This window comes from Vibrio sp. F13 (assembly GCF_020806305.2).
In the GTDB taxonomy this organism is placed as follows: Bacteria; Pseudomonadota; Gammaproteobacteria; order Enterobacterales; family Vibrionaceae; genus Vibrio; species Vibrio crassostreae_C.
In genome coordinates this window covers 2,088,448-2,107,069 of the sequence record NZ_CP170175.1, presented here as the reverse complement: position 1 = coordinate 2,107,069, position 18,622 = coordinate 2,088,448, and the positions used below count along the sequence as shown (strand labels likewise).

At 45.4% G+C, this 18,622-nt stretch carries 25 protein-coding genes; 12 read left to right on the top strand and 13 right to left on the bottom strand.

Going from position 1 to position 18,622, the window contains the following annotated elements:
• Positions 1 to 116 precede the first annotated feature (116 nt).
• The 10 genes from LMH68_RS09725 to LMH68_RS09680 all read left to right on the top strand — a co-directional run bounded on the left by LMH68_RS09725 (position 117) and on the right by LMH68_RS09680 (position 9,687).
• The gene (locus LMH68_RS09725) at positions 117 to 2,093 is read left to right on the top strand and encodes a bifunctional 2',3'-cyclic-nucleotide 2'-phosphodiesterase/3'-nucleotidase (protein ID WP_108196146.1); all 1,977 of its coding nucleotides are present in this window, start codon (positions 117 to 119) and stop codon (positions 2,091 to 2,093) included.
• Positions 2,094 to 2,442: 349 nt separating this feature from the next.
• Entirely contained in the window at positions 2,443 to 3,030 is a 588-nt protein-coding gene (locus tag LMH68_RS09720) for a DedA family protein (RefSeq protein ID WP_017069394.1), read from the top strand.
• Positions 3,027 to 4,160, top strand: a complete 1,134-nt coding sequence (locus LMH68_RS09715) for an ATP-grasp domain-containing protein (protein WP_229647433.1) — start codon at positions 3,027 to 3,029, stop codon at positions 4,158 to 4,160. The genes LMH68_RS09720 and LMH68_RS09715 overlap by 4 nt, the downstream gene beginning before the upstream one ends.
• 19 nt (positions 4,161 to 4,179) lie before the next feature.
• Complete coding sequence (locus LMH68_RS09710) at positions 4,180 to 4,722, top strand: hypothetical protein (protein ID WP_032545608.1); 543 nt, start codon at positions 4,180 to 4,182, stop codon at positions 4,720 to 4,722.
• Positions 4,723 to 4,724: 2 nt separating this feature from the next.
• Entirely contained in the window at positions 4,725 to 5,474 is a 750-nt protein-coding gene (locus LMH68_RS09705) for an NRDE family protein (protein ID WP_017058882.1), read from the top strand.
• 12 nt (positions 5,475 to 5,486) lie between these two features.
• The gene (locus tag LMH68_RS09700) at positions 5,487 to 5,924 is read left to right on the top strand and encodes a YHS domain-containing (seleno)protein (protein WP_229647432.1); all 438 of its coding nucleotides are present in this window, start codon (positions 5,487 to 5,489) and stop codon (positions 5,922 to 5,924) included.
• A 12-nt stretch (positions 5,925 to 5,936) separates the two neighbouring features.
• Positions 5,937 to 7,691, top strand: a complete 1,755-nt coding sequence (locus LMH68_RS09695) for a lysophospholipid acyltransferase family protein (protein WP_017058880.1) — start codon at positions 5,937 to 5,939, stop codon at positions 7,689 to 7,691.
• A gap of 71 nt (positions 7,692 to 7,762) precedes the next feature.
• On the top strand, positions 7,763 to 8,329 hold the full coding sequence (locus tag LMH68_RS09690; RefSeq protein WP_017058879.1) for a Crp/Fnr family transcriptional regulator: 567 nt from the start codon (positions 7,763 to 7,765) through the stop codon (positions 8,327 to 8,329).
• A gap of 57 nt (positions 8,330 to 8,386) precedes the next feature.
• Positions 8,387 to 8,839, top strand: coding sequence for a GNAT family N-acetyltransferase (locus LMH68_RS09685; RefSeq protein ID WP_017068023.1), 453 nt, complete (start codon positions 8,387 to 8,389; stop codon positions 8,837 to 8,839).
• Positions 8,839 to 9,687 (top strand): DMT family transporter, encoded by an 849-nt coding sequence (locus LMH68_RS09680; RefSeq protein ID WP_229647431.1) that lies wholly within the window; start codon positions 8,839 to 8,841, stop codon positions 9,685 to 9,687. Before LMH68_RS09685 ends, LMH68_RS09680 begins: the two co-directional genes overlap by 1 nt.
• Before the next feature lie 59 nt (positions 9,688 to 9,746).
• On the opposite strand, the gene LMH68_RS09675 is transcribed toward LMH68_RS09680, so the two are convergent.
• Complete coding sequence (locus LMH68_RS09675; RefSeq protein ID WP_059022215.1) at positions 9,747 to 10,331, bottom strand: LysM-like peptidoglycan-binding domain-containing protein; 585 nt, start codon at positions 10,329 to 10,331, stop codon at positions 9,747 to 9,749.
• A 213-nt stretch (positions 10,332 to 10,544) separates the two neighbouring features.
• Between LMH68_RS09675 and LMH68_RS09670 the strand changes: the two genes are divergently transcribed.
• Together LMH68_RS09670 and LMH68_RS09665 are read left to right on the top strand one after the other, a co-directional pair.
• On the top strand, positions 10,545 to 11,165 hold the full coding sequence (locus tag LMH68_RS09670) for an FKBP-type peptidyl-prolyl cis-trans isomerase (RefSeq protein ID WP_008220519.1): 621 nt from the start codon (positions 10,545 to 10,547) through the stop codon (positions 11,163 to 11,165).
• Between the two features lie 134 nt (positions 11,166 to 11,299).
• A complete protein-coding gene (locus LMH68_RS09665; protein ID WP_017058875.1) occupies positions 11,300 to 11,794 on the top strand; it encodes a DUF2780 domain-containing protein in 495 nt (164 codons plus the stop codon).
• 293 nt (positions 11,795 to 12,087) lie between these two features.
• Here the strand turns inward: LMH68_RS09665 and rplQ are convergent, their stop codons facing one another.
• The 12 genes from rplQ to rplF all read right to left on the bottom strand — a co-directional run bounded on the left by rplQ (position 12,088) and on the right by rplF (position 18,619).
• Positions 12,088 to 12,468, bottom strand: coding sequence for a 50S ribosomal protein L17 (gene rplQ / locus LMH68_RS09660; RefSeq protein ID WP_004729812.1), 381 nt, complete (start codon positions 12,466 to 12,468; stop codon positions 12,088 to 12,090).
• A gap of 24 nt (positions 12,469 to 12,492) precedes the next feature.
• Positions 12,493 to 13,485: a DNA-directed RNA polymerase subunit alpha gene (locus tag LMH68_RS09655; protein ID WP_004729813.1), complete on the bottom strand. Its 993-nt coding sequence runs from the start codon at positions 13,483 to 13,485 to the stop codon at positions 12,493 to 12,495.
• Between the two features lie 22 nt (positions 13,486 to 13,507).
• The gene (gene rpsD, locus LMH68_RS09650; RefSeq protein WP_004738777.1) at positions 13,508 to 14,128 is read right to left on the bottom strand and encodes a 30S ribosomal protein S4; all 621 of its coding nucleotides are present in this window, start codon (positions 14,126 to 14,128) and stop codon (positions 13,508 to 13,510) included.
• A 31-nt stretch (positions 14,129 to 14,159) separates the two neighbouring features.
• Entirely contained in the window at positions 14,160 to 14,549 is a 390-nt protein-coding gene (gene rpsK / locus LMH68_RS09645; protein ID WP_004738778.1) for a 30S ribosomal protein S11, read from the bottom strand.
• A 19-nt stretch (positions 14,550 to 14,568) separates the two neighbouring features.
• On the bottom strand, positions 14,569 to 14,925 hold the full coding sequence (gene rpsM / locus LMH68_RS09640; protein ID WP_004738779.1) for a 30S ribosomal protein S13: 357 nt from the start codon (positions 14,923 to 14,925) through the stop codon (positions 14,569 to 14,571).
• Positions 14,926 to 15,073: 148 nt separating this feature from the next.
• Complete coding sequence (gene rpmJ / locus LMH68_RS09635; RefSeq protein ID WP_000868186.1) at positions 15,074 to 15,187, bottom strand: 50S ribosomal protein L36; 114 nt, start codon at positions 15,185 to 15,187, stop codon at positions 15,074 to 15,076.
• Between the two features lie 41 nt (positions 15,188 to 15,228).
• Complete coding sequence (secY, locus tag LMH68_RS09630; protein ID WP_004738781.1) at positions 15,229 to 16,563, bottom strand: preprotein translocase subunit SecY; 1,335 nt, start codon at positions 16,561 to 16,563, stop codon at positions 15,229 to 15,231.
• Between the two features lie 20 nt (positions 16,564 to 16,583).
• The gene (gene rplO / locus LMH68_RS09625; protein WP_004736758.1) at positions 16,584 to 17,018 is read right to left on the bottom strand and encodes a 50S ribosomal protein L15; all 435 of its coding nucleotides are present in this window, start codon (positions 17,016 to 17,018) and stop codon (positions 16,584 to 16,586) included.
• Positions 17,019 to 17,023: 5 nt separating this feature from the next.
• Positions 17,024 to 17,200 carry a 50S ribosomal protein L30 gene (rpmD, locus tag LMH68_RS09620; RefSeq protein WP_004736756.1) on the bottom strand — a complete coding sequence of 59 codons (177 nt, stop codon included), beginning with the start codon at positions 17,198 to 17,200 and terminating at the stop codon, positions 17,024 to 17,026.
• A 7-nt stretch (positions 17,201 to 17,207) separates the two neighbouring features.
• Complete coding sequence (gene rpsE, locus LMH68_RS09615) at positions 17,208 to 17,708, bottom strand: 30S ribosomal protein S5 (RefSeq protein WP_017061307.1); 501 nt, start codon at positions 17,706 to 17,708, stop codon at positions 17,208 to 17,210.
• 14 nt (positions 17,709 to 17,722) lie between these two features.
• The gene (gene rplR, locus LMH68_RS09610) at positions 17,723 to 18,076 is read right to left on the bottom strand and encodes a 50S ribosomal protein L18 (protein WP_004738784.1); all 354 of its coding nucleotides are present in this window, start codon (positions 18,074 to 18,076) and stop codon (positions 17,723 to 17,725) included.
• Between the two features lie 9 nt (positions 18,077 to 18,085).
• On the bottom strand, positions 18,086 to 18,619 hold the full coding sequence (gene rplF, locus LMH68_RS09605) for a 50S ribosomal protein L6 (RefSeq protein WP_017063712.1): 534 nt from the start codon (positions 18,617 to 18,619) through the stop codon (positions 18,086 to 18,088).
• Positions 18,620 to 18,622: the final 3 nt, after the last annotated feature.

Genomic DNA, 18,622 nt, shown 5'->3' with positions numbered 1-18,622 from the left:
GAACACCATAAAGTAATCGATCTAAGTCACGAATTAACATTCGTTGTAATCATTGTTTCATTCCATTTTGTTACATTACGCAACGAATTTTCTACTATCCACTTTGGAGCTACAAAATGAAAGTTGCAATGAAACCTTTGTCATTGGCTGTACTTGCGGGTCTTGGTTTGACTTTAGCAGGCTGCACAACAACACCAGATACCGATGAAGTGATTAAATTACGTGTCGTAGAAACGACGGATATCCATACCAACCTAATGGATTACGACTACTACAAAGACAAGCCATCGAAAAAAATTGGCTTAGCACGTACTGCAACTCTAGTAAAAGAAGCTCAAAGCGAAGTAACCAACAGCGTATTAGTTGATAACGGTGACTTGCTGCAAGGTAGCCCAATGGGTGACTACATGGCAGACAAAGGCATCGAAGTAGGCGAAGTTCACCCTGCATACAAAGCTATGAACCAACTAAGCTACGACGCTGCAAACCTAGGTAACCACGAATTCAACTACGGTCTTGAGTTCCTAGAAGAATCGATCAACGACGCTGATTTCCCGTACATCAGTGCTAACGTTTACGACGCAGAAACCAAAGAACACTACTTCACGCCTTATATCATCAAGACGCACACGTTCGAAGATACTGCTGGTGTAGAGCACGAAGTAAAAGTGGGTTACATCGGTTTTGTTCCACCACAAATCATGACGTGGGATAAGAAGAACCTTGAAGGCAAAGTGATCGCTCGCGATATCATTGAGACGGCTAACGAGTTAGTGCCTCAAATGAAAGCGGAAGGCGCTGAAGTTATCGTTGCTATCCCTCACTCAGGCGTATCAACTGACCCATACAAAAATGGCGAAGAGAACTCAACGTTCTACCTATCTGAAGTAGATGGCATTGATGCGATCGCATTCGGCCACTCTCACGCAGTGTTCCCAGGTAAAGGTTTTGATGACATTCAAGGCATCGACAACGAAACGGGCACAATGAACGGCGTTGCGGCAGTAATGCCAGGTCGTTGGGGTAGCCACGTTGGTGTTATGGACCTAACACTGGCACAAAAAGACGGTAAGTGGGAAGTCGTTAAAGGCCAATCAGAAGCACGCCCTATCTACGACAAGATCGAGAAGAAATCTCTTGCTGCGGCTGATGAAGGCATCGTAACAGCACTAGAAAAAGACCACGCTGGTACTCGTGAGTTTGTTAACCAACCGATTGGTAAAGCAGACGATGTGATGTACAGCTTCTTGTCTCTAGTACAAGACGATCCAACAGTTCAAATCGTTAACCTTGCACAGAAAGATTACGTTGAACAGTTCATCCAAGGTGACCCTGACCTAGATGGTACGCCAGTACTTTCCGCGGCTGCACCATTCAAAGCTGGTGGCCGTAAGAATGACCCAGCGAACTTCACTGAAGTTGAATCTGGTCAACTGACATTCCGTAACGCAGCTGACTTATACCTTTACCCGAACACACTAGTTGCGATGAAGGTAACAGGTCACGAAGTAAAAGAGTGGCTTGAGTGTTCTGCTGGTCAATTCAACCAAGTTGATGTTAACTCAACAGCACCACAACAGTTGATCGAGTGGGATAACTTCCGCACTTACAACTTCGATGTTATCGACGGTGTTGATTACCAAATCGACGTAACTCAACCTGCGAAATACGATGCAAACTGTAAAGTCGTTAACCCTGACTCACAGCGTATTGTTGGCCTAACTTACCAAGGTAAGCCAATCGACATGAAGCAAGACTTCCTGATCGCAACCAACAACTACCGTGCATACAGCGCTAAGTTCCCAGGCACAGGTGAAGACTTCATCGCATTTGATGCACCAGATGAGAACCGTACTGTTCTTGCAAACTACATCTCTCGCGTAAGCAAAGAACAAGGTCAAGTGAGCCCAAGCGCAGATAACAATTGGTCATTTGCACCAATCAAAACGGATAACAAGCTAGATATCCGCTTTGAAACATCTCCAAGCGACAAAGCAGCAGAGTTCATTAAAGAGAAAGGTCAATACCCGATGAAACGTGTTGCGACTGACGATGTTGGTTTTGCTGTTTACCAGATTGACCTAACTAAATAGATTGCTTAAGTAATCCATAGTTAACGTTCTGAAAGGCTGAGTTTTACGACTCAGCCTTTTTCTTTTCTTCTAAATGTTCAGCCCAAAGCCCTAATTTTCGAACGACAAACTCTCGTTCAACCCGCTTCCAAATGCCACGCCTTCAGCTTCAAAACAGCAGTCAAACAGCAGTCAAACAGCAGTCAAACAGCAGTCAAACAGCACGACTCAAACCACCAATTGAATGAATCCAACACAAAAAAACACTAATCAGCTGTAAGTTTTTATCTGCTCCTCCTGTCTATTTAATTTACTACACTCAATGAATGGTCGTTAAGCCATTCATCTATAGGATAGATAAGGACATTTAATGAGCACCGTCGAGAGCATTCAAGCATGGTTACATTCAGGAGAGGAGTCGCTGCTATGGCTGATGCTTGGCATCATCGCGCTTTCTTACCTGCTTGAAGATCTTGCGATTGTTACGGCGGCAGGCATCGCGACTCAAGGTCTAATACTTCCTCAATATGCGCTGCTTGCTATTTTCATCGGTATTGCCACGGGTGATCTCGGTCTTTATTACTTAGGGAAGTCAGGACGTTACTTCCGAGGTGTTCGATATAAAGCCCTCACCAATAAGTACTTTCGTTCGCTTCGTACCAAATTACGTCAGAACGCATTCAGCAGCCTTTTTGTCATCCGCTTTATTCCTGGGCTTCGCACCGTCGGGTTTACCTTGAGTGGCTTTTTCGCCATCCCACTGTCTACATTCTTGTTTGCCGTTATTAGTGCCACTGCGCTCTGGACTGGCATTGTCTTCTCTGCCATCTACTATTTAGGGACATCAGCGTGGCTGCAAGCCTCTGAATATCAATGGATCGTTATCCCGTGTGCCATCGCTTTACTGTTTATCGGTAATCGATTAATGAATAAAACCTACTCTAGAGGATTATCATGAGTTCACCGCAAGATATTCGCATCATTCCCGCACATCAAATCAATGCAGGCATGCCCTTACTTGAAAAAGATACCGTGCGCAGTGTCTCTCCTTATGAGTTTCTTCCAACTTGGTTTTTCTACACGCCAGTGGTGATTCAAAGCCTGATGCAAGGGTTACGGCACTTTGACTGGGCGCTGCCGCTCATCGCCAACCCAAGCATCAAGTTAAGCGGTATGGTAGGCGAATCAAAACACGAGATATTAAGCCTTGCCGGATCTTCAAGTCAGCGTTGGATCTCTCCGTTTATCACCCTCACCAAAACGGATCTCAGCAGTAAAAAACAAGCCGAAGACGCACGCAGCGCACTAATACAATCCGATCTTGATTTCCCGATTGTCGCTAAACCAGATCTTGGCTGTCGAGGCGTTGGCGTCAAGCTGATCAACACACAAGATCAACTTGAGCAATATGTTGAATCTTTCCCAAATAATGCTCGCTTTCTACTGCAAGAAAAGGCGCCTTATCAGGCAGAAGCTGGCGTTTTCTATGTTCGTTACCCAAACAAAAAGCAAGGCGAGATCATCTCGATCACACTCAAATATGCGCCAATGGTGATGGGTGATGGCAAGTCGACACTCAAGCAGTTAATTGAAAATAGCCCGCGTGCTGGGCAGCTCAGTCACCTGTATCTACCAAGGCATGAAGATAAATTGGATCACGTGCTCGCAGAGGGCGAAGAGTTCCAACTCGCGTTCGCAGGTAGCCATAGCCGTGGCTGCATCTTCCGCGATGGCAATCAATACATCACTCGGGCTTTAACTGAACGTTTAGACGAGATATTCGATGACTTCGATGGTTTTCATTTTGGCCGACTCGACGTCAAGTTTAAGGACATGCACAGCCTAATGAACGGCGAGGATTTCACGATCCTTGAGGTCAATGGCGCAAGCAGTGAGGCTGGGCATATCTGGGATCGCAACACACCGCTGCGAGAGATATTTTCTACGCTACTACTGCAATACCGCATTCTTTTTGATATTGGCGCTCAGCAAAAACAACGAGGCCATAAGACTCCTTCTTTCAAAAGCTTATTCGCTGCGTGGCAAGAAGAGCGACGCCTTGTTCAACAATATCCGACCACTGACTAACTTTGTACGAGGACCATGAATGAACCCCATAGCCCAACCGAGCGCCCTCACTTCTTTCTCTCCTAGTATCAAAGGAGCGGTAGAGATATTGAATCAGGGTCTAGAGTTTTTGTTAGCGATTTCTGACAGCGATTACCTGACACGAGCAAAGCCACACGTTACAAGCTCTATCGGTGAACATACTCGTCACACACTGGATCTTTTTCACGCCTTGATTTTAAAAGAGGATGAGGCCGTTGATTACAACACTCGTCGTCGTGGTCATCCTGTCGAATACGACCGCTCTATTGCAGTCAAAGAGATCCACTATGTGATCAACTGGCTTGAACGATTAGACCGTCGAGATCTCGAAGCGCCTATCATGATCCAAACCGAGGTTTCGATGGATGCTCAAGTGTTCGCAAGCCTGCCTTCAACGCTCGAAAGAGAGGTCACCTTTGCCGCACTGCATGCCAATCATCATTACGCGATGATCAAGGTGATCACCACCTTCCTAGACGTCGAGACCTGCAACACCTTTGGTTATGCCCCAACCACCAACAGCTATCTGAGGGAGCAATAATCATGTGTTCAGTATCTTGGCTGCTTGAAGAGAATGGTTATCAGGTCTTTTTTAATCGTGATGAACAAAAGACGCGAGCACTGGCAATGCCACCCAGACAATATCGAGTCAACGGTGTCGATATCATTATGCCACTCGACCCAACTGGCGGCGGTAGCTGGATAAGTATTAATGAGTTCGGGCTTTCGCTATGTCTACTCAATAACTATCAAGGCACAGTGCCCGTTGGGCCGTTAGTCAGCCGCGGTTTGCTACTTAAAAATCTATCATCGAGTCGTAATATCAGTCAGCTATCTGAAGCGTTTCACAAGCTAGACCTACACTCTTTTGCCCCATTTACCTTGCTAGCTTTCGCGCCCAATCTAACCCAACACAATGGTCTGGTTATCGCCTACATGTGGGATGGTATTCAACAGAAAATAGTCGACACTGATTCTCCGCTCTTCTCATCCGGTGTTGATTTAGAGCGAGTGCAAGCCTACCGACAAGCAAAATATGATCAGCTCATGGCGGCAGGTAAGAATCAACAGAACTTACTGATGTTCCACTCTCACCATCACAATGAGCAACCTCATTTAGCGACCTGTATGCATCGCGAAGACGCACATACCGTGAGCTTTACACACTTACGTAACCTGCATGGTCAAGCCTCTATGTTTTATGCACCCGGCTCACCATGCGAACCCATTAAACCATGTCAGATAAATCAGCAGCGCTTTACCTTTGATTTATCACCCGCAATCAATCTATAGATGGAGTCCATCATGAGAAAACTATTCACCATGGTTCTGCTACTTGTTAGCCCGTACGTATTTGCCGCCGATGAAATCTATACCGGCTTCTTTAGCAGTAAGGCACTCGATGGCTACGATACCGTGGCTTATTTCACGTCTGGGAAGCCTGTTGAAGGGAGCAAGAAGTTCAGCACAGAGTACAAAGGCGCGGACTGGTATTTCTCTTCTGAAAAGAATCTGACTTTATTTGTTAATAATCCTGAAAAATATGCCCCTCAATATGGTGGCTATTGCGCTTGGGCAGTATCAGCGAAGAGCGACTTTGCACCGAGTGACCCACATCAATGGACGATTGTTGATAACAAGCTTTACCTCAACTACGACCAAGAGATTAAGCAGCGCTGGGAACAAGACCAAGCACAGCATATTCAACAAGCCGATAAAGTTTGGCCGCAACTGATTAAGTAAGGTAATTTCATTATGATTGATAGTCCTTTTCGTTTACCACGTTACACGCCTTTTGGTTTAGGTGAGTCTGTTGTCGAGTGGGCAACTGGGCTATCTAAGCTAGACCGACTCTACCAAGATCGTAAAAACGAGTTATCTAGCTTCGAATTCATGAATTACACTCTGTCGGCGCTCAATATCGACTACTCGGTTGCATCGGGAAGCACGGAAAACATCCCGGAAGAAGGGCCTGTCGTGATTGTGGCGAACCACCCGCTTGGCGCCATCGAAGGCGTGATCCTTGCCGATCTCGTAGGATCAGTAAGAAAGGATGTGAAGGTGCTGGCCAATGAGTTACTTAAGCGCCTGCCTGAACTGGATGATCTTTTCATCGGTGTCGATGTCTTTAACAGTAAAGAATCGAAACGCACCAATGCCAAAGCGATTCGAGATGCCAATCGTCATTTGGCTGATGGTGGACTATTGATTGTATTCCCAGCAGGTGAAGTATCAAGCTACCGTAAAGGGGCAAAAACACTGACAGACATCGAGTGGAGCAAGTCGGTAGCGAAATTCGTCAAACGTCACCAAGCCACCACGGTACCTATCTTTATCAATGGCAAGAACAGTGAGCTTTTCTATCAAGCGGGTCGTGTTCATCCACTGTTGAGAACCGCTCTACTCGGGCGTGAACTTCTTAATAAACAAGCGACAACTATCTCTATCTCGATTGGCTCATCGATTCCGTATTCAGAGATAAAATCGTTTGAAAAAGAGATGGATATCGTCAACTACCTACGACTTAATACCTATCTAATGAGTCAACAAGATAGTCCGAACACGCCAATCCACGCGCCCTCTTTCGATACCCAAGTGATAGCGCCTATTCCACCAGAAGTCTTATCAATAGAGATAGACTCACTCCCTGAAGAGATGAAACTGCTCGAGCAAGGGAACTTTGAGGTCTACTGCACACCAAGCCAATCCATTCCTAACTTAATGCGCGAGATTGGTCGAGTAAGAGAAGAAAGCTTTAGAGAAGTCGGAGAAGGCAGCGGGCTGGCCTGTGATTTAGATGAGTATGACCTTTACTACCATCAACTGTTTGTGTGGAATAAAACCAAGGCAGAACTGGTCGGGGCGTATCGACTCGGTATGGTCGACAAACTCATCGCAGAGCACGGGCTTGATCAGCTTTACTCTCGTAGCCTGTTTAACTACAACCAAGAATTCATTGATACGTTAGAAAACAGCATTGAACTAGGGCGATCGGTAGTAAGTAAACCTTACCAAAAGAGCCTGAACTCACTGTTACTATTGTGGAAAGGCATTGCGACCTTTGTGTCTCGTCACCCTCAATATACCCATCTGTTCGGCCCAGTCAGTATCAGCAATGATTACAGCCACAATGCGCGTCTGTTGATCGCGACCACGTTATCAATCCACCATTATGATGAGGAAAAGGCGAATTTGGTTTCACCTTCGTCACCACTCAATACCAGCAGTCATGTGTTCTGGCAAAATCACCTGCTCTCTTCACTGGCGAGTGTGCCTCTGCTCTCTAAAGTGTTAGCACGCATGGAGCAAGGTAAAGGCCTGCCGGTACTGCTGCGCCAATATCTAGGGATGAACGGTAAACTGGTGTGTTTTAATGTCGACCCATCGTTTAATGATGCCTTGGATGGCTTGATTGTGGTGAACCTTAAAAAGGTACCACTGAAGACTCTGGGTAAATACATGGGCAGAGAGCTTGCTCAAGATTACCTAGAGCAACACGCACGCCGCTGATTTATCCCGCTCTGTACCTCTCTCCAAATAAGTGCGATGATTTCGGCACTTATTTGGGTTAGGTTATTTTCATGCACACCTCTTTTATCGAACAACTACAAAGCTTCGACTTCTCTGAAAGCCAGATTGAATCTCTAGTTGCTGTCGCCAAGCCACTTGAGTTGCCAACCAGACACATCTTGATCAATCAAGGTGAGATGGCGAGTTCAATCTACTTTGTACTTGAAGGCTTGTGCCATGCCTGCTACCTCACTGATGATGGTAAGCAATACAGTAAAGAGTTCTATTGGGAACAAGATTGGATCATCGGCTTTGAGAGTCTGATAAAAAGCCAAGCGTCCCCTTACCTATTAGAAACGCTGACTCCCATCACCATGTTAGAGCTGCCAATGAATGCGGTTATCGAGTGGCGTGCATCAAATAATCCTTTGTATTTAAAGCTGTTAGAAACACAGCTGATGCATAAGGAAAACAAAGAACGCTTCATGCTGCTCTATACACCAGAGCAACGTTATCAGCTGTTCTGCGAGCACTATCCCGACCTTGAGCAGCGCTTAAATGACAATCAAATTGCCGCTTATCTAGGAATCACCGCAATCAGCCTGAGCAGAATTAAAGGTCGAATTAACAATAGTTAATGCCAACAATCATCACGCATAGTACATTCAGGGCATCGATAATCTCTGGATGTAAACATGATCACTTGGCACTCAATTCCTTTTTCTGAACTCTCAACACAACAGCTTTATCAACTACTTAAATTAAGAGTCGATGTATTTGTGGTTGAGCAAACTTGTCCTTATCCAGAGCTCGACGGTAAAGATACACTCGCAGGTGTTGAGCACCTGCTTGGTTATTCTGATGATGAGTTGGTTGCGTGTGCACGTTTATTACCACCAGGTACCTCTTACGACAACACCAGCATCGGCCGAGTCGCAACCAAGCAATCAGCAAGAGGTGATGGCTTGGGGCATCAATTAATAAAAGAAGCATTAACACGCTGCGAGGCTCTTTGGCCAAATACGGCCATTGATATTGGCGCGCAGCAACACCTAGAAAACTTCTATGCGAGCCACGGCTTCAACACCATCTCGGATATGTACCTCGAAGATGACATTCCTCATATAGACATGAGATTAGAAAAATAATGACGAATATCACTGCCGGTATTCTATTGTTGGTTGCAGGTAACTTGTTTGCCTCGCTTTCCGACGTAGCGGTAAAGCTGTTAAATGGCGAAGTACCGCCCTTACAGTATATTTTTTTCCGACAGTTGATATCTCTGCTCATCATCACCCCTTTGTGGCTACAGCAGAAAAAAGAACAACGGCGCTTACAGCAGGCTAAGGTAACCTTCATTCGAGGTCAGTTAATTCTGATCGGCAGTGGGTGCATGGTGGTCACGATCACTCACTTGTCTTTGGCAACCGCCAACGCAGTATTTTATGTCGCGCCTTTACTGATGTTGCCGCTCTCAATGTTGCTATTGAAAGAGCAACCGGCACTCGGCAAGGTGATCGGCACAACCATAGGTTTTATTGGTGCATTGATTGTCTTGAGGCCATCACAATTTCATTGGGCGGCACTGTTTGCTTTGGGGACAGCACTCACCCTAGCACTATTTAATGTACTCGTAAGAAAGCTTCCTAGTGAGCAAACGGTGGTCACTACGCTGTGGTGGACAACCTTATTCTCTATTCCAGCCTCATTAGTACTGTGCTTCTTATACTGGCAGCCGGTGTCTGTGGAGCATTTGGGATACATAGCCCTGAGTGCGACGCTAATCTTAAGTTACAACGGCCTTGCGGTTGCTGCCTATCAAAAAGCACACTCTAGCCAAATTGCCTTGGCTGAGTATTCAGGATTGGTGTTTGTCGCGCTAATAGGTGCAATATGGTTCGATGAGATTCCGGATACATTAACCTTTATCGGAATCATGCTTATCATCTTGCCACTCGCCCCTTTCAAGCGACCAAAAAAAAGAGCTAATGCTTAGCTCTTTTCTATCGTTTATCTGTGTCTGGTGAAGCGCTTTAACTCAGGCTCACTATTCATCTACTTACTGCGACCAAAGCCACCATCGGATAAGCGGAAGAACATCACCGAAGTGTCGCCTTTCTCTAGCTGAAGAATGTCCAACTGCCCAGTTTCAGCAAGTTTGAAACGAACCAGTTGGCCTTTACGAATCTGACTGAGTGGCTTATCTGCACCTTCAATACGCACTAACGCATTCAAGTCAGACAATGGCAAATCGTTGTTTCGAAAAACCTGCGCTAACGTATCCCCTTGCTTAACAAGGTACTCCTGCCAATTTTTGTTACTCGGTTCTGATGAACTGCTCTTGGCATTTTGCTGTTCGCTTAAGCCGACGGTGTTTATTTCAAGCTCAACGCGCGATGTTGTTGGAGCTGTGTCTACTTTAGGTTCTGGTAGCGGCACAAAAAGTAATATCAGTACGATCGGAGAAATCACCATCAACAGTCTTTGGTGTAACTTCGGCAATGAGCCCCAAGTTTGCGCTGTCGAGGTTTTCAATTTCTTCACATCGATCGAACTCAATTTCTCTTTGACCTTATTCAGTCGATCCTTGAATTCTGCTAAGTGGTCAACTTTCTGTTTCTTCTTTTGACGACGATTCATACCACTGCGTCCTATACATTGAATAACTACAGTATAAAAACCAAAGTACCAACAGTATAGATCTTTCCGTCACAACAAGGCCCAAAGCGAGAAAATTGACATGGCTGTGATTTGGGCACGGTAAAGCGCAAGTGATCAGGGACTAGCCGTTTCTTCACGCTGCTAATACTGGTATTCTTACCCTTTTCGTACTGACAAAAAGAGTGACTTTTCATGTCTGAAGTAAAATTTGAAACTGTAGAGCAAAAAGCTAGCTACGGTATCGGTCTACAAATGGGCCAACAACTTGCTGGTTCTGGTCTTGAAGGCCTAAACGTTGACGCAATCGCTGCTGGTATCGCAACAGCTCTAGTTGGCGACATGCCAGCTATCGAAGTTGACGAAATCAACAACGCACTACAAGAGCTACACACTCGCGGTGAAGCTGCACGTCAAGAACTAGCTAAAGCTGCTGCTGCTGACGGCGAAGCTTTCCTAGCTGACAACGCTCTTCGTTCAGAAGTAACGGTTCTTGAGTCTGGTCTTCAGTACGAAGTACTAACTGAAGGTACTGGCGAAATCCCAACTGCAGACAAGCAAGTACGTGTTCACTACCACGGCGAACTAACTGACGGTACTGTTTTCGACAGCTCTGTATCTCGCGGTCAACCTGCTGAATTCCCAGTAACTGGCGTAATTCAAGGTTGGGTACAAGCTCTACAAATGATGCCTGTTGGCTCTAAGTGGAAGCTATACATCCCTCAAGATCTAGCATACGGTGAGCGTGGCGCAGGTGCTGCAATCCCACCATTTGCTGCTCTAGTATTTGAAGTAGAACTTCTAGCAATTCTTTAATTTTTATAAAAACCTTTAGTAAAACAAAATACTATAGGTAAATAAAATTGAAATAATCCAACGGCGATGTGACTACATCGCCGTTTTTCGTTTATAGTGAAAGAGTAAATTACTTTATTACTTAAGGACGAATAATGAAGAAAGTACTCATCACAGTTTTAAGCAGCCTTGCTGTTGTCTCTTGCGCTAGCACTAGCGACTCTGAACAAACCAGTTCATCATCAGATACCAACTATTCCCAACTATCCCAAACTGCACTGATGGCTGCAGTGAATATGTGGTCTCAGCAGAACGAAACAACACCGCTTGTGGATACGGTAGCTGACCAAGCTTCTGTTACCAGCGACCAAGCAGTTGGCGGTATTGGTTCAATGTTAGCCCTTGCACAAAACTCTCTTGGCACAGCCGACAACAAAGAACTCGCGACACTTATTCCGGGTATGTCGAGCCTTGAGTCTACTGGTCTATCATCGCTACTAAGCTCACAAGGTGCCGTTGAAAGTGCGTTTTCTGGATTAGGTATGGATCCATCAATGGTTACAACATTTGCACCCATCATTCTTCAAGCACTGCAGTCACAAGGTGCAACGAGCGGCCTGATGGATTCACTTTCAGCTATATGGCAATAATCGTTAGTTATTAATAGCTAGCTTAAAATCTAATAAGGGCACTTCGGTGCTCTTTTTTGTGCGTGGAAGAAAAGATATTTGAGATACGAGATACGAGATACGAGATACGAGATACGAGATACGAGATACGAGATACGAGATACGAGATACGAGACATTTTTGAAAATTGGAGCAGATAAGACAAGCAAAAAGTGCCAAACATCATGGTGCAATTTCTATTATCTTTTCCTTGTTCTACAGACACAAAAAAGCCGAGCTAATGCTCGGCTTTTGTATTAAGAATCTAGTATAGATTACTCAGCAGCTTCTTCAGCAGCTGGGCGGTCTACAAGCTCAATGTAAGCCATTGGAGCTTTATCACCAGTACGGAAACCACATTTAAGAATGCGAGTGTAACCACCTTGGCGAGCCGCGAAACGCGGGCCTAGTTCATTAAATAGTTTTGCCACAACTTCGTTATCACGAGTGCGAGCAAATGCAAGACGACGGTTAGCAACACTGTCTGTCTTAGCTAGGGTAATCAATGGCTCAATTACGCGACGTAGTTCTTTTGCTTTAGGCACGGTAGTTTTAATAACTTCGTGACGAACAAGAGAGCTAGCCATGTTGCTGAACATCGCTTTGCGATGACTGCTGTTGCGGTTGAGTTGACGACCACTTTTACGATGGCGCATGACCTAATCCTTCTAACTTTTCGATTAATCTTCAGCGATTGACGCTGGTGGCCAGTTTTCTAGACGCATGCCTAGAGAAAGACCACGTGAAGCAAGCACATCTTTAATCTCTGTAAGAGATTTCTTACCAAGGTTTGGCGTTTTAAGTAGCTCAACCTCAGTGCGCTGTACAAGATCACCGATGTAGTGAATCGCTTCTGCTTTCAAACAGTTAGCAGAGCGAACTGTTAGTTCAAGATCGTCTACAGGACGTAGTAGGATAGGATCGAATTCTGGCTTCTCTTCCTTCTCCTCAGGTACACGTACATCACGAAGATCTACGAACGCATCCAATTGTTCAGCTAAAATAGTAGCTGCACGACGGATTGCTTCCTCAGGTTCTAGAGTACCGTTCGTTTCCATATCGATAACAAGCTTGTCCAAATCAGTACGTTGTTCTACACGTGCCGCTTCTACAGCGTAAGCGATTTTATCAACCGGGCTGTAAGTAGCGTCAACTAGTAGACGACCGATAGGACGCTCATCTTCTTCAGTATGGATACGAGCTGAAGCTGGAACGTAACCACGACCACGTTCTACTTTGATACGCATAGCGATCTCAGCGTTGTCATCCGTTAGGTGACAAATTACGTGCTCAGGGTTAGCGATCTCTACATCACCATCGTGGGTGATGTCACCTGCAACAACAGGGCCTGAGCCTGATTTGTTCAGTGTAATAAACACTTCATCTTTGCCTTCAGCAACGCGTACAGCCAAACCTTTAAGGTTTAGAAGGATTTCCAGGATATCTTCCTGAACGCCTTCTTTAGTGCTGTATTCGTGTAGCACACCTTCAATTTCAACTTCTGTTACGGCACAACCCGGCATAGAAGATAGAAGAATGCGGCGAAGAGCATTACCTAGAGTGTGGCCGAAACCGCGCTCTAATGGCTCAAGAGTTACTTTCGCGTGTGTCGTATTGATCTGTTCAATGTCAACAAGACGCGGCTTAAGAAATTCTGTTACAGAACCCTGCATTGTGTCCTCTCTTTTTTTAACCTTACTTAGAGTAAAGTTCGACGATCAAGTGTTCATTGATGTCAGCTGATAGGTCAGAACGCTCAGGCATACGCTTGAATGTACCTTCCATTTTGCCAGCATCTACTTCAATCCAAGTTGGCTTTTCACGTTGTTCAGCAACTTCTAGAGCCGCTTTAATACGAGATTGCTGTTTAGCTTTCTCGCGGATAGAAACAACGTCGTTTGCCGCTACTTTGAAAGAAGGAACGTTTACAACTTTACCGTTAACTAGAATAGACTTGTGGCTAACTAGTTGACGAGATTCAGCACGAGTAGCGCCAAAGCCCATACGGTAAACTACGTTATCAAGACGACCTTCAAGAAGCTGAAGCAGGTTTGCACCTGTGTTGCCTTTAAGACGTGCAGCTTCTTTGTAGTAGTTGCGGAATTGTTTTTCTAGAACGCCGTAGATACGACGAACTTTTTGCTTCTCACGAAGCTGAACGCCATACTCAGATAGACGACCGCGACGAGCGCCGTGTACACCTGGTGCGTTATCAATTTTACACTTGGTATCGATCGCACGGACACCAGACTTAAGGAATAAGTCAGTACCTTCGCGACGGCTAAGCTTAAGCTTAGGACCCAAATATCTTGCCATGATCTTTCTCCAATATTCCTAGAAACGAAACTTAAACGCGACGTTTCTTAGGTGGACGACAACCGTTATGAGGGATTGGTGTCGCATCAACAATGTTAGTGATACGGAAACCAGCAGCGTTCAGTGCACGAACAGTAGATTCGCGACCTGGACCTGGACCCTTAACCATAACTTCCAAGTTCTTTAGGCCATATTCTTTAGCCATTTCACCACAACGCTCAGCTGCAACTTGTGCTGCGAACGGAGTAGATTTACGAGAACCACGGAAACCTGAACCACCTGCTGTAGCCCATGCAAGAGCGTTGCCTTGACGGTCAGTGATAGTTACGATTGTGTTGTTGAAAGAAGCATGAATGTGCGCTACGCCATCAGCTACTTGCTTGCGTACGCGCTTACGCGCGCGAGTTGGTTGTTTTGCCATTGTACTCTACCTTATCCGACTATTTCTTGATCGGCTTGCGCGGACCCTTACGGGTGCGAGCGTTGGTTTTAGTACGCTGTCCACGTAGTGGTAGACTGCGACGATGACGAAGACCGCGGTAACAGCCAAGGTCCATAAGACGCTTGATGTTCATCGATACTTCACGACGTAGATCACCTTCTACAGTGTACTTAGCTACACCATCACGCAGTTGATCGATCTGCTCTTCAGTTAGTTCACTGATCTTAGCATCTTCAGCAATACCCACTTCAGCTAGAATAGCTTGAGAGCGAGTTTTACCGATACCGTAGATTGCAGTAAGTGCAATTACAGAATGCTTATGATCAGGAATGTTAATGCCGGCTATACGGGCCATTATTCACTCCTAAGGGGTTCATAAAAGAATTATCCGCAGCAAAGCCCGTTATGGATACGCTGCGGCATACTACTTCTTTTGCACGCAAAAGGTAGGCCGAGGAATATACTCGACTCTACCTTGTATTTCAAGTAAAAATTTCTGCTAATTAGCCTTGGCGTTGCTTATGCTTTGGCTCACTGCAAATCACGCGAACGACACCGTTACGCTTGATAACTTTACAGTTACGGCAGATTTTTTTAACGGAAGCACGAACTTTCATTGCTAAACTCCGTAAATGGAATCGAAATTGTTACCACCGAATTAACGGCCGTAACCCTTCAGATTCGCTTTCTTTAACACAGAATCATACTGTTGTGACATCAGATGAGTCTGTACCTGTGCCATGAAATCCATGATAACTACCACTACGATTAGTAGTGATGTGCCGCCAAAGTAGAAACGAACGTTCCACGCGACCATCATGAACTCAGGAATCAGACATATAAAAGTAATGTATAGAGCGCCCGCAAGGGTTAGTCTAGTCATCACTTTATCGATATATTTCGCTGTCTGCTCACCTGGGCGGATACCGGGTACGAATGCACCAGACTTCTTCAAGTTATCAGCTGTTTCACGTGGGTTAAACACCAACGCTGTATAGAAGAAACAGAAGAAGATTATAGCTGCTGCATAAAGCATTACATACAAAGGTTGACCTGGGCTAAGAGCTAATGACACGTCAGTTAACCAACCGAACGCGCTGCTTTCACCATTTTGACCAAACCACTGCGCTAATGTTCCTGGGAACAAAATAATACTTGATGCGAAAATCGCTGGAATAACACCTGCCATATTAATCTTAAGAGGCAAGTGAGAGCTTTGTGCTGCAAAAACTTTACGACCTTGTTGACGTTTCGCATAGTTAACGACGATACGACGTTGACCACGTTCCATGAAAACTACGAAGTAAATAACAGCAAAAGACAATACAGCAATCAACAGCAGAAGAAGCACATGCAATTCACCTTGACGCGCTTGCTCGATTGTTTGACCGATTGCAGAAGGCAATCCAGCAACAATACCTGCAAAAATCAGAATGGAAATACCATTACCGATTCCTCGCTCAGTGATTTGTTCACCTAACCACATTAAGAACATGGTACCAGTTACTAAACTCACGGTAGCAATAAGCGTAAACATGGTTTGGTTGATAACAACCAGATTGTCGACCATGTTTGGTAAGCCTGTTGCGATACCAATAGCTTGGAATGTTGCAAGTACAAGCGTGCCGTAGCGTGTATATTGGCTTATCTTACGACGGCCTGCTTCACCCTCTTTCTTGAGTTCCGCTAACGCTGGATGAACTACAGTTAGCAATTGGACTACGATCGATGCCGAAATGTACGGCATGATACCCAATGCTAATATAGATGCACGCTCAAGAGCACCACCGGAGAACATGTTAAACATTTCTACGATGGTACCTTTTTGCTGATCGAACAAATCGGCAAGTACAGCTGCGTCAATACCAGGGATCGGCACAAAAGAGCCGGCTCGGAATACTAAAAGTGCACCAATTACGAATAATAAGCGCGACTTTAGTTCACTTAAGCCGCTCTGAGCACTACGAAAATCTTGTCCTGGTTTCTTAGCCATCTGTACCTCGTTCCTCGAGATTATTCCTCGATTTTACCGCCTGCAGCTTCGATTGCAGCTTTAGCGCCTTTAGTCACGCGTAGACCTTTAACAGTCACAGCTTTGCTTAGGTCACCAGAAAGAACGATCTTAACAAACTCGATGTTCTTAGTGATAACGTTAGCAGCTTTAAGGCTGTTAAGATCAACTACGTCACCTGTTACTTTCGCTAGCTCAGCTAGACGAACTTCAGCAGACACTAGGCTCTTACGAGAAGTGAAACCGAATTTAGGTAGACGTTGTTTTAGAGGCATTTGACCGCCTTCAAAACCTGGACGAACAGAGCCGCCAGAACGTGACTTTTGACCTTTGTGACCGCGGCCACCTGTTTTACCAAGGCCAGAACCGATACCACGACCTACACGCTTCTTAGAAGGTTTAGAGCCAGCAGCCGGTGATAGAGTATTCAAACGCATTCTGATTACTCCTCAATCTTAACCATGTAGTAAACCTTGTTGATCATACCGCGTACGCACGGTGTATCTTCAAGTTCTACTGTATGGTTGATGCGACGAAGACCTAGACCTTTAAGACACGCTTTGTGCTTAGGTAGGCGACCAATTGAGCTTTTAGTTTGAGTTACTTTAATAGTTGCCATCGTGTGCTTACTCCGAAATAGATTCAACAGTTAGACCACGTTTAGCAGCAACCATTTCTGGTGACTTAACGTCTACTAGAGCACCAATCGTTGCACGAACGATGTTGATCGGGTTCGTTGAACCGTATGCTTTAGAAAGTACGTTATGTACGCCCGCAACTTCAAGTACAGCACGCATTGCACCGCCGGCAATAACACCTGTACCTTCTGCAGCTGGCTGCATGTAAACTTTAGAGCCCGAATGACGACCTTTCACCGGGTGGTGAAGAGTGCCTTCGTTAAGCGATACTGTAACCATGTTACGGCGCGCTTTTTCCATTGCTTTTTGAATCGCAGCAGGTACTTCACGAGCTTTGCCGTAACCGAAACCTACGCGACCGTTACCGTCACCAACTACTGTTAGTGCAGTAAAGCTCATGATTCGACCACCTTTAACCGTCTTAGATACACGGTTAACTGCGATCAGCTTTTCTTGCAAATCATTAGCTTGTTGTTGTTCTTTAGCCATCTTCCAACCCTACCTTAGAATTTCAGACCAGCTTCGCGAGCAGATTCTGCTAGCGCCGCTACTCGACCGTGGTATTGGAAACCAGAACGATCAAATGCAACTGAAGCTACGCCTTTTTCAAGAGCGCGCTCAGCAACAGCTTTACCAACTGCTTTAGCTGCATCAACGTTACCAGTGTTCTTAACTTGCTCACGGATCGCTTTTTCTACAGTAGAAGCAGCTGCGATAACCTCAGAGCCGTTTGCCGCGATAACTTGTGCGTAAACATGGCGAGGAGTACGGTGTACTACCAGGCGAGTTGCACCAAGTTCTGCAATCTTACGACGTGCACGTGTAGCACGACGGATGCGAGATGCTTTCTTATCCATAGTGATACCTTACTTCTTCTTAGCTTCTTTAGTACGCACATTTTCATCTGCGTAACGAACACCTTTGCCTTTGTAAGGCTCAGGAGCACGGTAAGAACGAATGTCAGCCGCAACCTGACCTACTACTTGCTTATCGCAACCAGTAATGATGATCTCAGTTTGGCTAGGGCACTCAGCTTTAATACCTTCAGGTAGAGCGTGCTCTACTGGGTGAGAAAAACCAAGAGTTAGAGCTACAGAGTTGCCTTTCATAGCAGCACGGTAACCAACACCCTTAAGAGTTAGCTTCTTAGTGAAGCCCTCAGTAACACCCACAACCATGTTATTAACTAGAGCGCGAGCTGTACCAGCTTGTGCCCATGCGTTAGTAACACCTTCTTTCGGACCGAAAGTTAGGTTGGTTTCTTCCTGTGCAATAACTACGGCGCTGTTAAGAACGCGAGTAAGCTCACCTTTGCTACCTTTTACAGTAACTTCTTGGCCGTTTAGTTTCACCTCTACGCCAGCTGGAATAGCGACAGGTGCTTTAGCAACACGAGACATAAT

What these genes read in the sequence shown, in the direction of transcription:
- LMH68_RS09725 (WP_108196146.1), top strand. Translation starts at nt 117, where the DNA reads ATGAAAGTTGCAATGAAACCTTTGTCATTGGCTGTACTTGCGGGTCTT.
- LMH68_RS09720 (WP_017069394.1), top strand. Translation starts at nt 2,443, where the DNA reads ATGAGCACCGTCGAGAGCATTCAAGCATGGTTACATTCAGGAGAGGAG.
- LMH68_RS09715 (WP_229647433.1), top strand. Translation starts at nt 3,027, where the DNA reads ATGAGTTCACCGCAAGATATTCGCATCATTCCCGCACATCAAATCAAT.
- LMH68_RS09710 (WP_032545608.1), top strand. Translation starts at nt 4,180, where the DNA reads ATGAACCCCATAGCCCAACCGAGCGCCCTCACTTCTTTCTCTCCTAGT.
- LMH68_RS09705 (WP_017058882.1), top strand. Translation starts at nt 4,725, where the DNA reads ATGTGTTCAGTATCTTGGCTGCTTGAAGAGAATGGTTATCAGGTCTTT.
- LMH68_RS09700 (WP_229647432.1), top strand. Translation starts at nt 5,487, where the DNA reads ATGAGAAAACTATTCACCATGGTTCTGCTACTTGTTAGCCCGTACGTA.
- LMH68_RS09695 (WP_017058880.1), top strand. Translation starts at nt 5,937, where the DNA reads ATGATTGATAGTCCTTTTCGTTTACCACGTTACACGCCTTTTGGTTTA.
- LMH68_RS09690 (WP_017058879.1), top strand. Translation starts at nt 7,763, where the DNA reads ATGCACACCTCTTTTATCGAACAACTACAAAGCTTCGACTTCTCTGAA.
- LMH68_RS09685 (WP_017068023.1), top strand. Translation starts at nt 8,387, where the DNA reads ATGATCACTTGGCACTCAATTCCTTTTTCTGAACTCTCAACACAACAG.
- LMH68_RS09680 (WP_229647431.1), top strand. Translation starts at nt 8,839, where the DNA reads ATGACGAATATCACTGCCGGTATTCTATTGTTGGTTGCAGGTAACTTG.
- LMH68_RS09675 (WP_059022215.1), bottom strand. Translation starts at nt 10,331, where the DNA reads ATGAATCGTCGTCAAAAGAAGAAACAGAAAGTTGACCACTTAGCAGAA.
- LMH68_RS09670 (WP_008220519.1), top strand. Translation starts at nt 10,545, where the DNA reads ATGTCTGAAGTAAAATTTGAAACTGTAGAGCAAAAAGCTAGCTACGGT.
- LMH68_RS09665 (WP_017058875.1), top strand. Translation starts at nt 11,300, where the DNA reads ATGAAGAAAGTACTCATCACAGTTTTAAGCAGCCTTGCTGTTGTCTCT.
- rplQ (WP_004729812.1), bottom strand. Translation starts at nt 12,468, where the DNA reads ATGCGCCATCGTAAAAGTGGTCGTCAACTCAACCGCAACAGCAGTCAT.
- LMH68_RS09655 (WP_004729813.1), bottom strand. Translation starts at nt 13,485, where the DNA reads ATGCAGGGTTCTGTAACAGAATTTCTTAAGCCGCGTCTTGTTGACATT.
- rpsD (WP_004738777.1), bottom strand. Translation starts at nt 14,128, where the DNA reads ATGGCAAGATATTTGGGTCCTAAGCTTAAGCTTAGCCGTCGCGAAGGT.
- rpsK (WP_004738778.1), bottom strand. Translation starts at nt 14,549, where the DNA reads ATGGCAAAACAACCAACTCGCGCGCGTAAGCGCGTACGCAAGCAAGTA.
- rpsM (WP_004738779.1), bottom strand. Translation starts at nt 14,925, where the DNA reads ATGGCCCGTATAGCCGGCATTAACATTCCTGATCATAAGCATTCTGTA.
- rpmJ (WP_000868186.1), bottom strand. Translation starts at nt 15,187, where the DNA reads ATGAAAGTTCGTGCTTCCGTTAAAAAAATCTGCCGTAACTGTAAAGTT.
- secY (WP_004738781.1), bottom strand. Translation starts at nt 16,563, where the DNA reads ATGGCTAAGAAACCAGGACAAGATTTTCGTAGTGCTCAGAGCGGCTTA.
- rplO (WP_004736758.1), bottom strand. Translation starts at nt 17,018, where the DNA reads ATGCGTTTGAATACTCTATCACCGGCTGCTGGCTCTAAACCTTCTAAG.
- rpmD (WP_004736756.1), bottom strand. Translation starts at nt 17,200, where the DNA reads ATGGCAACTATTAAAGTAACTCAAACTAAAAGCTCAATTGGTCGCCTA.
- rpsE (WP_017061307.1), bottom strand. Translation starts at nt 17,708, where the DNA reads ATGGCTAAAGAACAACAACAAGCTAATGATTTGCAAGAAAAGCTGATC.
- rplR (WP_004738784.1), bottom strand. Translation starts at nt 18,076, where the DNA reads ATGGATAAGAAAGCATCTCGCATCCGTCGTGCTACACGTGCACGTCGT.
- rplF (WP_017063712.1), bottom strand. Translation starts at nt 18,619, where the DNA reads ATGTCTCGTGTTGCTAAAGCACCTGTCGCTATTCCAGCTGGCGTAGAG.